The following is a 15,088-nucleotide window of genomic DNA, read 5'->3' as shown; positions in this document are numbered from 1 at the left end:
ATATGAACCTTCAGCAGCCACTCAAGCTTTTAGGTCAAATAAGGCGAAAATTCGTATTAGGCCTTGTATTGATCTATATGTATATTCAAATGTATGAGCCCCTTTCAATAGGCGAATTGGTGTTTCGAACCTTCGTCTATTTGGTGTTTCTCCTTTGTCTTTTTCCAAAAAGCAAGCTGTCACCTAAGAAGCAATTTTCTATGCTTTTCTTAATGTGGATTCTGACACAACTCTTGTGGCTGGTAACAGGTCAGATTCAAGACAGTATTGGGCTGACCTTTTTTATGATCGGCTTTATCGCTTTTCGTTTTTCAGAGGCGCATCATCCCTATCTATTTGCTATCATCTTTTTCACCAGTGGGATCAGCTATTATGTAAACGATTTTTCTTGGAACACGGTGATCACTCTCCCGCTATTCCAGCTGCTTGTGTATACACTTGTTTTGATTTCTAGAATGCGGCGGCGTGAACAGGAATTAAAGGAAGAACACTTCGGAGAATTGCAATTGGTTCACAAGGAATTATCAGAAGCCCATGAACAATTGAAAAAGGCGCATATGGAGCTTGAAGAAGCGACCGTTCAATCTCTCCAATTTGCAGTGCTGGAGGAGCGAAGCAGAATTGCACGTGACCTGCATGACAGCATCGGACACCAATTAACCTCGATGATTGTCCAGCTGCAGTCTTTGCCCTACCGTTTAAAGCAGGAAGAACCAGAGCAGATGGAGCAGACGTTTCAGGAGCTGATCAATATTTCCAAAAATTGTCTCACCGAGGTTCGTTCTGTGGTTCATCATATGGCGTCAGATGATGCAGGTCTCGGACTTGCCGGACTTCGCAGCCTCATCAAGCAAGGAGAGATATCGGGTGAGCTTGACATTCACTTTCATACAGAGCAGCTTACGTATAAAAAATGGCCGCTCTCCGTTTCTGAACTGCTTTACCGCATTTTACAAGAAGCCATCACCAATACAATTCGCCATGCCAAGGCGACCGCGATGACCATTACACTATATAACCACCAGCATGAGCTGATGATGAACATTGAAGACGATGGATATTTGACCAGCGAAAAAGATCTTTCATTTGGCTTTGGGCTGTCAGGCATGAAGGCACGGTGTGACGCAGCAGGCGGTTCCCTCAAGACGTCCATACGCGAGCCGCACGGCTTCTGTATTCATATTCAAATTCCTATCAAGGAGGACTCCAAGGCATGACAAACCCTATTAAGATTGGCATTATTGATGATCAGCCGCTGATCCGCCAAGGATTTCGTTATATTGCAAGCGCTCAAGAGGATATTAACGTCATATGGGAGGCGTCAGACGGTCAGGAGGCGGTTACGCTTTGCTCGACCAACACTCCAGACGTACTGCTGATGGATGTACAAATGCCTGGAATGGATGGCATCACAGCAACAGAGCACATTTTAAAAAAGCATCTAGATGTAAAAGTTGTGATTCTCACGACCTTTGATACGGAAGAATACGTCTTTGACGGAATTCGTGCAGGGGCAGTCGGTTATTTGCTGAAGGATACAATGCCTGAGGAATTAATTGAGGCCATCCGCACCGCCTTTGCTGGTGAATCTGTCTTTCGAACGGCAGCCTCTGAGCACATGATGGCACGAGCTCTTCAGCAGGCAAATGATACACATCACACTCATCTGCTTCACGAATCATTCACAGAACGTGAACGCGATGTATTACAGCAAATGGCCTATGGCTTAAAGAATGAAGACATTGCTGATCAATTATTTATCAGCAAAAGTACGGTAAAAACGCATGTGCACCGTATTTTACAAAAGCTCAATGCACAAGACCGTACACAGGCTGTCGTCTTCGCCATCCGGCACCGCCTCGTGAAATAAAAACTACCTTCACTTCAAGATTTTTATACAAAAAACATTTAAAACCTAAAATAAATCTATAAATCAATACTTATTAACTAGTATATTGTGCTTATTTAATTCCTTATTTTATAGGTGATTGTGTTAAAAATGATCAAAAATAGGGACTAAAACCTATTCCTCATCATGAATGAATTTCGATAGAATGAATAGTGCAAATCGTCATTAGGATATTTTCCCCTTTAACACCCGAATATACCATTCTATCTGTTTCTTTTTTCTTAGTCAGATAGCGGGAATGAAATGACGAAAGAAAAGCAAAGGAGCATCAACTGTGAATCTTAAAAAAATAAGTGCACTCCTCATGATTTCATTCGTGATGATCATCTCTGCAGCCTGCCAGAGCTCAGCCAAATCAACCGACGCTGATCAAAAGTCAACGAAAACAGCAGAGGTAAAAGTTAATAGCTACGAATATACGTTACCAGAAGACTCAACAACTACCCTGAGAGACAATGAATTGGTACTAAAAGTCAATCTGACGATCACAAATAAAGGTGACAAAGCCCTTTCATTATATAACTCTGACTTCTCCCTTTATCAGGACGATGCCAAAGTATCTGATTTAAAATTCTACGGCAGCAAAGACCGTCTTGACCTTGGTTCATTGAACAAAGGCAAGTCACTTTCAGGAGCACTTTATTTCCTAGTAGACAAAGGGAAAAAATATCAGTTTGTTTATCAGGACAGCATCAAGAAAAACAGTGATTCCATCCAAATCGACCTAGATGGAAACAAAATACTCGATTCAGCAAAAAAGCTGGATAACCCAGCAAAAGCGTTATCCGCTTATACCGATATTATTGTTTTTGATAAAAAGAACGATGAATTCGCAGATTTAACGGGTGACAACCAATCGGATGTCGTCAATAAATACCATGAGATGTTTGTAAAGGACTTCAAAAGAAGTGCAGGAATATACGGAAATGAAGTGAGTGACCGAGATATTCTGTCGATGTACAAACGCATTCAAAACACCATGAAGGATAAAGCGAAAGTAGAAACAAGTGTGAAAACCATCTCTGATGACGAAGCAAAGGTTGTCGCTCAAGTAACAGGCATTGATGCTTCTAACTTAAAAGACAAGCTAGACAAGCAAAGAGACGAGTTTTACAACGGGAAAATCCGTTCTAAAGAAGAATTGTATAAAAAAAGCTTAAACATGTACGCATCTGAATTCGAAAAACTTCCTCCCGTTTCAAGCCCAGCTGAATATGAAGTGAAAATGAAACGTAATGGGGAGGGTCAATGGAAAATTGACCTCAACGATTATAATACTGAGCAGTACATGAGTGGTTTTATTAAAACGAGATAATCTAAAAAAAGACGCTGGCCTCTGAAGGTGCCGCGTCTTTTTTTAGATTATACTGTCGCCTCTTGCTCTTCTTTCACCGCTTTTTCGATATCTTTAAAACGGCTCGATACAGTCGACGCACTAATACCATACTTTTTCGCTACTTGTGCTTGAGATAGCGGGGCATCGCTTGCAAGTGAATGAATGTAGTATTCGATTCCGGCAGCAAATGACGCTGCTTTACGGATCACAGGTGATTTCTGATCACAGTAGGCTTTCCAAACCGTTAAAGCACCATCTGTCAGGCTTTGGTCACCGTGCTCCTTCATTCCGTCTTCAATCAGCTTAGCAGTTTCCAGCTGGACGTCACTTGCCCAGTCCATACGATCTGCCGATAGACCTGCATCGCCTTCTGTTTGAACAGGTGTCTCTGATTCTTCTACTTCTTGCTTCGCAAACATACACTTCAGCACATCAGGGAATGATTCTCTCATAAATGTGCTGCGCGCTCCTCCATTTGCTTCATATGCGTCAACAAGCTGGCGGACCTGAAGAAGAAGAGTATCTGTAAACTCTTTCGCAAACATCGTATATTGAATGAAAAACTCTGCCTTTTCTTCAAATTGAACAGGAAAACCAAGCACGAGACTTCCCTTTTCAGGCAGTACCGTTTGATCAGGTTTTACATCTACTTCAACCTTCTCCGCTGTTATCATATTCTCAAAGTAAAGAGACTCGTCCGTTTTTTCATTTAATAAAAGCAATGATGGCTCCATGTCTGTCCAAGACTGGACCACTTGTCTTGTTTTCGGACGGGTAATATCCTCTGCCTTCTTCGTCAGGAATTCTTGGAAAATGTTCTCTTTCTGATCAGTTAATGGACGGAAGAAGATGCCCCATACACTCAAATGGAAAACTGAGATTTGTTGCGTTTCTTTATCCATATCTGCAAGGAAAGAAAACTCATTAATGAATTGATTGATCGCTCTTTGATGCTTAGAAAAAGCATAATTCATTAAATCCTTTTGGACTTGTACAGCTTCCTTAAACACAAGCTCAGACGTTTGTTCTCCGCCTGATTTTTGACCACAGCAATGTTTATATTTTTTTCCGCTTCCGCAAGGGCAGAGCGCATTTCGTTTAATTTTCCCCAAAATAAAACCTCCGACATTCTAGTCTAACCTCACTATTTTAACAAACGATTGCACAGGAGGGTTTCATTTTCAAGAAAAAAGAAAAATCAGAATGATCAGTTAAATTATAAAAACACCTGAAGATCACGATAGATCATAGGAAAGACAGACTTCCTCTGTTTATTTTCTCCAATCATACCAACAGATTTTCCTCAGCTCATTCCTTCGAATAACTGCTTTGCCTCAAAATAAAAAATTTGTACGAATTTCTTTGTATTGACTCTGCCCGTCGATCCTGCGGGAGAAGATGTCTTCTGCATTTCTTTCATTCTTTGGCTGACATCGGTAAAATCGAAAAACTTCGACGCGTAGTGCTCAAACTTAGGATTTGAGAAATCTGTTAATCCTAGTGAGGCAAAATGATTCAAGGAATGATGAATAGCTCGTCTAATCCGCTGCTCCGCCGCTTTCACTTCCCGCATCACCTCTACATCGGTTGCATCATGAGCCAGTTTTCTTTCTGCTGTTTTGATAAACAGCTGCTTTAGCGGCGGGAAATTGACCTCATGAGAATTGGCTGACTGTGTTTCATGTAAGTAGATGAGTATCTCCAGTAAATCTTTAGAGCCGCTCTCGCCGACAATTCCCAGCTCAGATAAGAGGAACTCCCCAGCTTCTTTCATCGTCCTTCTCTTCGCCTCAGCGCCCGCACCTTGAGAAATCACAGGCTCTAATGGCAGCACGTGGCGAAGAGAAGCTTGTATATCGTAAATCGATTTTTCCAGCTTGATACGCTCCATGACTTTTCGAATCACACTGACGATTTCAATGCGATTGACAGGCTTATGGATATAATATTCAATCCCTAGTTCATAGGCTTCTGCCATCATCTCTTTCGCCTCTACTTGGGAAATCATAATGACCTTGCCTTTGAATTCAGGGTGGATATGGCGGATGGTTTGAATGCCATCTCTAGCAGGCATTAAAAGATCAATCAAAAGGATGTCTACTTTCTTGAGGTTCAGTGAATGTGCCTCTAATCCAACTCCGTCACCCGCTTCATCTACGACCTCTCCCAAATCCTCATCCTCAATGATTTGACCTAAAATCGAGCGTATTGCACGATCATCATCTGCAATGAAGAATCGCATACACTCACCCTCTCTGTATTAAATTTTGTATAGGAAGGACAAGCAGAAATGCTGTACCTTTTGTTTCTTTTGGTTCGATTTGAATATGACCGCCAAGCTCTTGTACCAGCTCTCTCACATAGGATAAGCCAATCCCAGTAGACGGTGTTCCAAATGCATCAAATTTGGAGGTATACCCTGGATCAAACACAATCTCTCTCATTTTTTTAGGAATCCCTGGTCCATCATCTTCAATCCGAATCTCTATTTTATCATGACTTCCTTTCAATTCGAGTGAGATCATCCCGGTATCTTTTATTGCTTCGACTGCATTGGCCATTAAATTATTAATCAGCGATAAGAAAATAAACACATGATAATCATGCAGATGAATGCCCTTTATATCAGATGTAAAGGAGATGTTTTTCCCAAGAGATAGAGCATACTTCTCTTGAATGCGGATCACAATTTGAACGAGCTCTTCCGCCTTCATATAGTCTTGCATATTTTCCTTCGAAATCAGCTTTGAAAGCCCAGCATAAATACGCTGATTATCCTTTTTCACTTCATGAATTTCTCCTGCAAGCTTTAACAGCTCCTGACTCAATTTTTTCCCTGCTTCGTGTTCATGCAGCAGACGGTAAAGCCGGTATGATTCCTGTGTAATATGCTCTGTATGTTTTAACGTTTTCTTTAAATGCACCGTTTCTTCGTATAAATTCGATATGACCATCATCATATGCTCATTTTGTTTCATGATCTGCTTTTCTCTTGATTGCGCCTCATACAGCTTCATCATATTAAAAAAACTGATCACCACAAAGCTGTGAGCAAACGCAATGAGGAACATATCGCTCAGCTTTGATAAGGTCATCGTTGTATCAAACACTAAAAATTGTACAAACAGCTCGACAAAATCAGCAACTAATTCGATCATCAAACCGATGATCCCAATGAAAATAGAGCGCTGTTTAAAGCGTCCTGTACGGACAGCAAAAAACAGGAAAGCATAAGTGAAATAGAAAAAGAAGCTTGGGAATTGCTGATAAAATGAAGAAGCTAGATCAGCATTCTGCTGAATCAAATCTAAGCCTACCCGAAAAAGCACAATAGCTGCGCCTGTTAAAAATCCCGGCAATAGCGGTCTAGATTTTCTTAAGAGTAATAAGCAAAAGAAAAACGCAGGTGCGCCAAAGCTGATGCGAAACGTCTCATTCACAGGATAAAACTTCAGCTCTCCTGCAAGCGGCACAATGACCATCATAAAAATTAAAATGAATGCGTCCTTTTTGACAAGCTGATTTAAACTCAAATGACTGACATCCCTTCCCCTGTTTGCATAGCCACAGTATACAAGGAGTCTCTTTTCTCCACAATGTACAAAAAAATAATTTTCACTGCTCCTTTTATCCTCAAAACCCTTTTTTATGACTATTCTCCGGGGCAGCAAGGTGACCTTTCAGCTATTCAGTGTTTTGAGCATTGACGACAATAATCGACAGACTGATTTTTATTTGTAAGTTTTTCTGTAGATTTACGTCAGATTGTGTAGTTTCCAAGATAAATTGAATGAACAATTTTAGTGAAACTATATGTAAGCGTTTTCTGAATTTTCACTAAAAACCCTTTTTGTTTTTCCGCCGACAATGCCTTCATTTGTACATATATTTAGGTGTAAAGGAGTGGTGCAAGCAGCGCATGACAAGTTCTTTGAAGATGTGTAACATGTTTTCGTGCCTATTTGATCGCATTTTTTGTCATCCGCCAATTCAATAGGGTACTTTTTGATTTTTGATTGGAGGAATCGTATGAAAACAGCAATTTCTAAAAATACACAACACGCATGCCAGTCTTCTGTTGATCAATGGGCAGAAGAAATACGTCCGTATTACACAAACGGGCAGAATGCTGGCTACATTCCAGCACTTGGAAAAGTGAATTCCTCTCAACTTGGTATCAGCGTGATAGGCCCAGATGGATCATCTGTACGATATGGTGATTGGGACGTTCCCTTTACCCTGCAAAGTATCTCAAAAGTCATCAGCTTTATAGCTGCCTGTTTAGGAAGAGGCGTACCTTACGTCTTGGATCGGGTAGATGTAGAGCCAACTGGTGATGCATTTAATTCCATCTACCGTCTTGAGATGCACAAACCAGGGAAGCCCTTTAATCCAATGATTAATGCTGGAGCTATTACCGTATCCTCCATCCTTCCCGGAAAGACTTCTACAGAAAAGCTAGCATATATTTTCGATTTAATCGAAAACTTAATAGGTAAGCGTCCTTCTGTTAATGAAGAGGTTTATCAATCAGAATGGGCAACTGCACATCGAAATCGGGCACTTGCTTATTATTTAAAGGAAACCAATTATTTAGAATCGGATGTCGAGGACACGTTAGAAGTGTATTTAAAGCAATGTTCCATCGAGGTCACAACAGAGGACATCGCCTTGATTGGACTGATTATATCAAGTGATGGCTACCATCCCTTTAAACAAGTCCAAGTCATCCCAAAGGATATCGCCAGACTAACAAAGGCATTGATGCTGACATGCGGCATGTATAATGCGTCTGGGAATTTTGCTGCTTTCGTAGGCGTTCCAGCCAAAAGTGGTGTGTCTGGAGGCATTATGGCTTGCGTTCCGCCAAGCGCAAGAAGAGAGTTCCCGTTTCAGACAGGCTGTGGAATTGGCATTTACGGTCCCGCCATTGACGATTGCGGAAATAGTATTACCGGTGTCATGATGCTGAAAAAGCTCGCCAAAGAGTGGGATCTCAGTATTTTTTAAAAAGAACAGTGATGAATTCGAAGAGGTGATGTTATGAACGAAAAAGCTTTGCTATCTTATTTAACACATACAAATGATTTTATTTGGACTTATATTGTGATTGCTCTGTTACTTGGTGTTGGGGTGTACTTCACATATAGAACACGCTTCCTGCAAGTAAGAATGATCAAAGAAATGTTGCGTGTCCTGAAGGAAGGAAGAAAAGAAAAAGAGGGAATATCACCGTTCCAAGCATTTGCCATCAGTATGGCAGCACGTGTAGGGACAGGGAATATCACAGGGATTGCTATCGCTATTGCCATTGGCGGCCCTGGCGCAATTTTTTGGATGTGGATCGTAGCCATTATTGGATCTGCCTCAAGTTTCGTTGAAAGTACACTAGCTCAAGTATATAAAGTAAAAGACAAAACAGGCTTCCGCGGTGGACCTGCTTATTACATGGAAAAAGGGTTAAACAAGCGCTGGATGGGGATTTTATTTGCGATCCTGATTACGATTTCTTTTGGAATCGTCTTTAATGCGGTTCAATCAAATACGATCACTGTCGCTTTTAAAAACTCCTTTGGTTTAGACCGTTTAACCGTCGGTATTGTGATGGCTGTCATTTTTGCAGCGATCATTTTCAAAGGGATCCAAGCGATCGCAAAGGCTTCTGAATACATTGTCGTTGTGCTTGCGGTAGCTTATATCGGAATTGCGTTCTTTGTCATTGTCACAAATATCACGGAACTTCCTGGTGTCATCAGCACGATTGTGAAACACGCCTTCGGGTTTGAACAGTTCGCTGGCGGTACGCTAGGCGGTGCCTTATTACAAGGAATTAAACGCGGTCTTTTCTCAAATGAAGCCGGTATGGGTAGTGCACCTAACGCAGCAGCAACAGCTGTCACCAGCCACCCTGTTAAACAAGGATTAATCCAAGCATTCGGCGTGTTAACAGATACGTTAATTATTTGTACAAGCACTGCCTTCCTTGTTCTGTTTTCTGATGCGTATAAAACAACAAACCTGCAAGGAATTGAATTAACGCAGGCTTCTCTTAGTCAGCATATTGGACCATGGGCCTCCGGCTTCCTTGCCATCATGATTTTCCTATTCGCGTTCAGTACATTAATCGGTAACTATTACTATGGGGAAACGAACATTGAATTCCTTGGAGCTAATAAAATGTGGCTAAACGTATACCGCGTTGCTGTTATAGGAATGGTTTTGTTTGGCTCTATTGCTAAAGTTGATCTTGTTTGGGGACTAGCTGACATATTTATGGGACTCATGGTCATCGTCAACCTCATCGCCATTACCATGCTGTCTAAGGTCGCCTTCGCAGCACTGAAGGACTACACGAGACAGAAAAAAGAAGGCAAAGATCCTGTTTTCTATAAAAATGCCGTTCCAAACAATGAGAAAATTGAATGCTGGGACGACGAACCTGCTACATTGAAAAAGAATCAAATCGGATAAATCAAAAAAGCTCTGGTCAACTGATCAGAGCTTTTTTCTTTATGTCAAAAATTCAAGTATAAGTTTGTTGACGACCTCTGGTTTCTCATGATTGATCCAATGAGAAGCATCGTCGACAAAGATCAGCTGGCCATTTGGACAGATCTTGATCGTTTCCTTCGCCAGCTTTCTGCTTAAAAATTTGTCCTCCATCCCCCAGATCATGCGAACAGGGACGAGAATTCGTTTGGAAATCGGCTTTTCAAAGCCGCCTTTTTTGATGGCTCGATACCAATTCAGCATTGAGGTCAAGGCGCCTGGCTGCGTCCAAGCGAGCTTGTAGCTTGAGACATCTTCCTTCGTGAACAAATGTGGTCTTGCCGTCAGCCCAATGGCTTCATCCAGCTTTTGAAAGTGATTTTCTTGAAGTGCTGCCTCTGGAACATTCGGAAGCTGAAAAAAAGCGATATAGGAGCTTTTCTTCCACTGCGGCGGATAAAAAGGAAGAACCCTCATCATCACCCGCGGATGCGGCATATTGACAATGATTAATTTCTCGACATATTGAGAACGGGTTGAAGCCAAATGCCAAGCAACAGCTCCGCCCCAGTCATGTCCGCCGACAATCGCCTTTTGGTTCGGGCTCAGCGTCTTGATCAAACCCACAATATCATCTCTCAGTTTATCTAATACGTAGGATTCGACTCCTTCTGGCTTGTCACTTAGATGGTAGCCTCTTTGATCAGGAACAACAACACGATAGCCTGCCTCAGCCAAGGGGATGATTTGATTTTTCCAGCCGTACCAAAACTCAGGAAACCCGTGGAGCAGCACAAGCAGCGGGCCATTTTCCGGTCCAGCCATTGCTGTATGAAGTGTTACACCATTTGTTTGGATTGATTGAAACTCAATTTGTTCCATTCCTTTGCCACCCTTCTCCTTGTCCTTATTCTTCCAACATAGCATATTTTCCATTTTTCAGAAAATAAAAACACTCACAAAAAAACCTTCACACTCGTGAAGGTACAGATTGTTGACAAAGGGCTAAAATGATCTTGATTTTAGCCCTTTGTCTTCTTTTCAGCGTGATAGAAAACCTTTGCAGTCTAGGAAGGGCGAGTACCGGAGCGGAGCGAATTGGACATTCGTGAGCACCGGAGCGCAGACCTGACACCGAATGCGAGGGTTTGTCTACACGCTGAAACTTCACACTCGTGAAGGTCTTCGTCTATTTCATATAATTCAGAACCCAGATCAACCCATTTTTCCGATCCTGTACTTGTCCGTGAAGTGCGCCAAAGAAGGTATCCTGTAATTCGACCAGTACATCTCCATCAGCTTCCAGCGCTTCATAGACAGCCTTTAGTTCTTCTTCATTGTCGAACTGCATGATCAATCTGAGATTCTCTGGCTTTGGCGTGCGTCCAAATGTATCTGAAAAATGAAGCAGTGATTCCCCAAGATGCAATTCAGCATGCAGGACACGGTCCTGGTGTTCATTTAAGATCTGAATATCCCCACCAAAAATCCCTTGATAATATTGAAGAGATTCTTTCACATCTTCTACAACAATATAAGGACTAACACTTATCATATCCCTCATCCTCCTCTTGTTCCGTCCATCTCTTTTATAGCTTATCCCAAATCGTATGAAAAAAGGCACAAATCGTCAACGGATTTGCACCTTTTTCTCATGAAGATTTCGCTAATTCACTATGTTTGTTTGAATACGCTGCATACATGACGACACCGATTAACAGCCAAACCCCAAAGTAAAGCCATGTCCGGCCTGGTAAGTTGAGCATAAGGAACAAGCAGCAGCCCATTGATATAATCGGCAAAACCGGCACAAAAGGAACCCTGAAGCCCCTCTCAAGCTGCTGATGTGTCTTTCTCAAAATAAGCACAGATAAACTGACCATGGCAAACGTTAATAACGCACCGATATTCGCTAAGTTGGACAGATCCTTCAAATCAATAAAGCCTGAAATAACAGCTGTCATTCCGCCAATCATCCATATGCTAGCAACAGGCGTATCACTTTTGTTTGTTTTTGAAAACACTTTAGGCAAAAGTCCGTCTCGGCCCATCGCATAGGCAATTCGAGTTGCCGCATAATTATTGGCGAAAATCACAGCCATCAATCCAATGACCGCACCAACCGAAATAATACCAGCCACACTATTTTGATGTACACTTTGCAGAACATATGACATAGCCTCTGTGACATTCAGCTGTGTATAGTGCACCATGCCTGTCATGACCAAACAAACGACAATGTAAATGATCGTACAAATAAGTAATGAACCTATGATCCCAATTGGCAGGTTCCGCTGCGGATTTTTCACCTCTTCTGCTGAAGCAGAAATTGCATCAAACCCTAAAAAGGCAAAAAACACAGCAGCAGCACCGGCAATGACACCTTCTGCGCCAAACGGCATAAACGGCTGCCAATTGGATGGCTGTACATAAAAGCCGCCTACTACAATGAAAAGAACAATAATACCGAGTTTCACAAACACCATGATATTATTAAATTTTTTACTTTCCTTCGTTCCTCTAGATAAGATCCACGCAATCAGTAAAGCAATGATAATCGCCGGCAGATTCATATATCCGCCTTGCTCCGGCCCCGCTAAAAATTGATGCGGAATCGAAATTCCAAATCCCTCGAGCAGGCTGTTGAAATAACTCGACCAGCCGCTGGCAACAGCTGAAGCAGTCAGCATATAGACAGATAATAAGGTCCATCCCATTAAATGGCCTACAAGCTCGCCCATGGTCGTATATGAATAAATGTACGCACTGCCGAATACAGGAAGCGCTGAAGCCATTTCTGCATAACAAAGTGCTGCCAAACTGCACACAATGGCTGCAATCGCAAAGGAGAAAATGACAGCCGGTCCTGCATCTTTAGCCGCTGTAATACCAGTTAACACCATAACCCCTGTACCAATCACTGCCCCTATACCAAGAAGCGTGAGATCGAGCCCGCCCAGCGTTTTCTTTACCTTTTGCTGTCTGCTCTGTTCCAACAAATCGTGAATGTGTTTCTTACGAAGAATATATCGCAAACCCTTTCCCTCCAAAACGTTAGAAAAACAAAAAATCATTCAAATTTCATTATAGCAGAATAGGTACTAAGCATTCACAACCAATTCACGTAAATCTTTCTTCATGATTTTACCAAGCTTGTTTTTTGGCAGCTCACTGATGAAATGAATGGATGGCACTTTGTAATCTGCCAAACGTTCCTGACAATAGTTCACCACATCTTCTTCGCAGAAATCGGCGGATTCGTCTTTTACGATATATGCACTTGGCACTTCACCATACAATTCGTCCGGCACCCCGATGACAGCTGATTCAATCACACCTGGAATTTGTTCAATGACTTCTTCTACTTGATCAGGATAGATATTATCCCCACCGTATAAAATCACATCTTTGTATCTGCCTGTGATAAATAGAAACCCGTCTTTATCTAGATAGCCTGCATCTCCCATATGGAACCAGCCATCTTTGAGCACCTTCGCAGTAGCATCAGGCTGATGATAATAGCCTAAGAAATAAAATGGGCTTCTCATGACGACTTCGCCAATTTCTCCAGCTGGCAGTGTTTCCTCAGTCTCAGGATGAACGATTTTCACTTCTACATCTGGATCCACTTTACCAGCAGAGCCCATTTTATCCTCGCCCATCGCAGGATGCCACGCACTGACAACCCATGCTTCCGTGCTTCCGTAGCCATGCATCATCTGAATGCCTGCTTCTTTGTAGTCCTTAATCAAACGGACCGGCACCTTCGTACCGCCAGAAATCGCAATTTCAAAGGATGAAAGGTCATACGAACCGCGTTTCATTTCTTCCAGCATGTACGTATAAGCTGATGGGAAAGCCATCATGAACGTTATTCTTTCTTTTTCGATCGTTTCTAAAATGCGCTTCGGTGTTGCATCATGTAAGAAAACTAGCGTATACCCCTCAATGGCAGCGGCGATCAGATGATTAATTGAACTCATATGATAGAGAGGGTGACTTGCCAAGTACCGTTTCCCTTTCAAGTCAAATCCTCGATTCCCGCGTCTTGTTAAAAATTGATAGATTCGTCCATGTCCGACCATACAGCCTTTTGGATTCCCCGTTGTCCCAGAGGTAAATAAGATCATCGCTAGATCCTCTTCTGTTACCTCTTCCGCAAGATCACTGCCATCATTTGAAGCCAATATGTCTTCAAACAGCTGCGTTGTTTTCGCATTTACACCAGATTCCACCATGAGACAGTTGTCTAAAGACACATTCACCGCAGCAATCATGTCACGGAATTCTCGGTCAAAAAATAAAGCCTTTGGCTCTGCTTTTTTCAAAATACCTTCCAGCTCAAAAGAAGTAAGCTGCCAGCTAAGCGGAACTGCGACTGCACCTACTTTAATGGCTGCCAGCATAATCGTTGAAAAGTGATGATGGTTTTGACAAATAAAGCAAACGCGGTCACCTTTTCGAATCCCTTTTTGATGTAAGTAATGAGCAAGCTGGTCGATGCGTTTTGCATATTCTTCAAATGTATAAGACACCCCTCCGCCAGTTACCGCCTCAATTTGTGAAGAGCGTTCCATTCTGTCGTTGAGTAATGCCTGTAAAGTATTCAATATCTTCATCTCCAAACGTTTGATTTCCAATAGCCAATTTCCAGCGAATTGGGTTGGCAGATTTTATCTCATTCACATTCTAAAATAAAAACAGCTGAAAGTAAAATCATTTCATTTTGGAATTGTTCTTTATATTAATTGATAATATAGGTAATTTTATAGCCGTCTTCCATTTTGGTTTAAATCATGATGATTATTATGATAAGATAGACCTAGTAATTGATCGGAAATGCGAATGCAATAGGAAAAGAGGTATGGAGAATGCAACATTTCGAGCTAGAGGCAAGTTTGTTAGACCATGCACTGACAAAGTATTTAAAAGCGACGAAACAAATAGATGAAGAAAATATTCCGAAAAACGTCACGAATGTTAAAGGGTTTATTTTACGTATCATCTACCGCCATCAATCATGTACTGTGAAAAATATTCTGCAGGAAGTTTCATTATCTCCCTCTGCAACAACAACCGCTCTCAATCACTTAGAAGACGAAGGACTGATCATCCGCTCTCGAAATAATAATGACCGCCGTACTGTGTGGATTGAACTCTCTGAATCGGGTGAACAAATTGCTAAACAAATGATCGACAATCGTCAGCTGCTTGTGAATCAATTGTTCAACCACCTTTCAGAAGAAGATAAAAAAACATTTTTTGAATTAATCGAAAAAATGATGGACGAGCACACATTAAAGGCTTAGGAATACTCCTAAGCCTTTAGATTTTTGACAAAGGGCTAAAAGCTC

Annotated in this window: 13 protein-coding genes; 6 read left to right on the top strand and 7 right to left on the bottom strand. The window is 41.7% G+C overall.

Features of this window, described 5'->3' with window-relative positions:
* Positions 1 to 2: 2 nt before the first annotated feature.
* From MHB66_RS01575 to MHB66_RS01565, 3 genes are all read left to right on the top strand, one after another.
* A complete protein-coding gene (locus tag MHB66_RS01575; protein ID WP_046313726.1) occupies positions 3 to 1,217 on the top strand; it encodes a sensor histidine kinase in 1,215 nt (404 codons plus the stop codon).
* Complete coding sequence (locus tag MHB66_RS01570) at positions 1,214 to 1,870, top strand: response regulator transcription factor (protein WP_046313723.1); 657 nt, start codon at positions 1,214 to 1,216, stop codon at positions 1,868 to 1,870. Before MHB66_RS01575 ends, MHB66_RS01570 begins: the two co-directional genes overlap by 4 nt.
* Before the next feature lie 313 nt (positions 1,871 to 2,183).
* Positions 2,184 to 3,224, top strand: a complete 1,041-nt coding sequence (locus MHB66_RS01565) for a DUF4352 domain-containing protein (protein ID WP_034283192.1) — start codon at positions 2,184 to 2,186, stop codon at positions 3,222 to 3,224.
* A gap of 47 nt (positions 3,225 to 3,271) precedes the next feature.
* Here the strand turns inward: MHB66_RS01565 and MHB66_RS01560 are convergent, their stop codons facing one another.
* The 3 genes from MHB66_RS01560 to MHB66_RS01550 form a co-directional block, all read right to left on the bottom strand.
* Entirely contained in the window at positions 3,272 to 4,357 is a 1,086-nt protein-coding gene (locus MHB66_RS01560; RefSeq protein ID WP_342490569.1) for an SEC-C metal-binding domain-containing protein, read from the bottom strand.
* A gap of 191 nt (positions 4,358 to 4,548) precedes the next feature.
* On the bottom strand, positions 4,549 to 5,487 hold the full coding sequence (locus tag MHB66_RS01555) for a response regulator (protein ID WP_034283187.1): 939 nt from the start codon (positions 5,485 to 5,487) through the stop codon (positions 4,549 to 4,551).
* A gap of 4 nt (positions 5,488 to 5,491) precedes the next feature.
* Positions 5,492 to 6,778, bottom strand: coding sequence for a sensor histidine kinase (locus MHB66_RS01550; RefSeq protein WP_034283184.1), 1,287 nt, complete (start codon positions 6,776 to 6,778; stop codon positions 5,492 to 5,494).
* A 496-nt stretch (positions 6,779 to 7,274) separates the two neighbouring features.
* Here MHB66_RS01550 and MHB66_RS01545 point away from each other — a divergent pair, with 496 nt between their 5' ends.
* On the top strand, positions 7,275 to 8,255 hold the full coding sequence (locus MHB66_RS01545) for a glutaminase (RefSeq protein WP_024427212.1): 981 nt from the start codon (positions 7,275 to 7,277) through the stop codon (positions 8,253 to 8,255).
* Between the two features lie 33 nt (positions 8,256 to 8,288).
* Positions 8,289 to 9,716, top strand: coding sequence for an alanine/glycine:cation symporter family protein (locus MHB66_RS01540; RefSeq protein WP_046313714.1), 1,428 nt, complete (start codon positions 8,289 to 8,291; stop codon positions 9,714 to 9,716).
* Positions 9,717 to 9,755: 39 nt separating this feature from the next.
* Here the strand turns inward: MHB66_RS01540 and MHB66_RS01535 are convergent, their stop codons facing one another.
* From MHB66_RS01535 to MHB66_RS01520, 4 genes are all read right to left on the bottom strand, one after another.
* Entirely contained in the window at positions 9,756 to 10,616 is an 861-nt protein-coding gene (locus MHB66_RS01535; RefSeq protein ID WP_041116522.1) for an alpha/beta hydrolase, read from the bottom strand.
* A 307-nt stretch (positions 10,617 to 10,923) separates the two neighbouring features.
* Positions 10,924 to 11,289 carry a VOC family protein gene (locus MHB66_RS01530; RefSeq protein WP_025092526.1) on the bottom strand — a complete coding sequence of 122 codons (366 nt, stop codon included), beginning with the start codon at positions 11,287 to 11,289 and terminating at the stop codon, positions 10,924 to 10,926.
* Positions 11,290 to 11,386: 97 nt separating this feature from the next.
* Positions 11,387 to 12,769, bottom strand: a complete 1,383-nt coding sequence (locus MHB66_RS01525) for an amino acid permease (protein WP_046313711.1) — start codon at positions 12,767 to 12,769, stop codon at positions 11,387 to 11,389.
* A gap of 66 nt (positions 12,770 to 12,835) precedes the next feature.
* Positions 12,836 to 14,344, bottom strand: a complete 1,509-nt coding sequence (locus MHB66_RS01520) for an AMP-binding protein (RefSeq protein ID WP_046313709.1) — start codon at positions 14,342 to 14,344, stop codon at positions 12,836 to 12,838.
* A 261-nt stretch (positions 14,345 to 14,605) separates the two neighbouring features.
* Between MHB66_RS01520 and MHB66_RS01515 the strand changes: the two genes are divergently transcribed.
* The gene (locus MHB66_RS01515) at positions 14,606 to 15,043 is read left to right on the top strand and encodes a MarR family transcriptional regulator (RefSeq protein WP_012008812.1); all 438 of its coding nucleotides are present in this window, start codon (positions 14,606 to 14,608) and stop codon (positions 15,041 to 15,043) included.
* Positions 15,044 to 15,088 lie beyond the last annotated feature (45 nt).

It is taken from the genome of Bacillus sp. FSL L8-0167 (assembly GCF_038630295.1).
GTDB classification, from domain to species: Bacteria; Bacillota; Bacilli; order Bacillales; family Bacillaceae; genus Bacillus; species Bacillus safensis.
This window is presented reverse-complemented; position numbering and strand designations above follow the sequence as displayed.

What these genes read in the sequence shown, in the direction of transcription:
- MHB66_RS01570 (WP_046313723.1), top strand. Translation starts at nt 1,214, where the DNA reads ATGACAAACCCTATTAAGATTGGCATTATTGATGATCAGCCGCTGATC.
- MHB66_RS01540 (WP_046313714.1), top strand. Translation starts at nt 8,289, where the DNA reads ATGAACGAAAAAGCTTTGCTATCTTATTTAACACATACAAATGATTTT.
- MHB66_RS01530 (WP_025092526.1), bottom strand. Translation starts at nt 11,289, where the DNA reads ATGATAAGTGTTAGTCCTTATATTGTTGTAGAAGATGTGAAAGAATCT.
- MHB66_RS01575 (WP_046313726.1), top strand. Translation starts at nt 3, where the DNA reads ATGAACCTTCAGCAGCCACTCAAGCTTTTAGGTCAAATAAGGCGAAAA.
- MHB66_RS01545 (WP_024427212.1), top strand. Translation starts at nt 7,275, where the DNA reads ATGAAAACAGCAATTTCTAAAAATACACAACACGCATGCCAGTCTTCT.
- MHB66_RS01515 (WP_012008812.1), top strand. Translation starts at nt 14,606, where the DNA reads ATGCAACATTTCGAGCTAGAGGCAAGTTTGTTAGACCATGCACTGACA.
- MHB66_RS01535 (WP_041116522.1), bottom strand. Translation starts at nt 10,616, where the DNA reads ATGGAACAAATTGAGTTTCAATCAATCCAAACAAATGGTGTAACACTT.
- MHB66_RS01555 (WP_034283187.1), bottom strand. Translation starts at nt 5,487, where the DNA reads ATGCGATTCTTCATTGCAGATGATGATCGTGCAATACGCTCGATTTTA.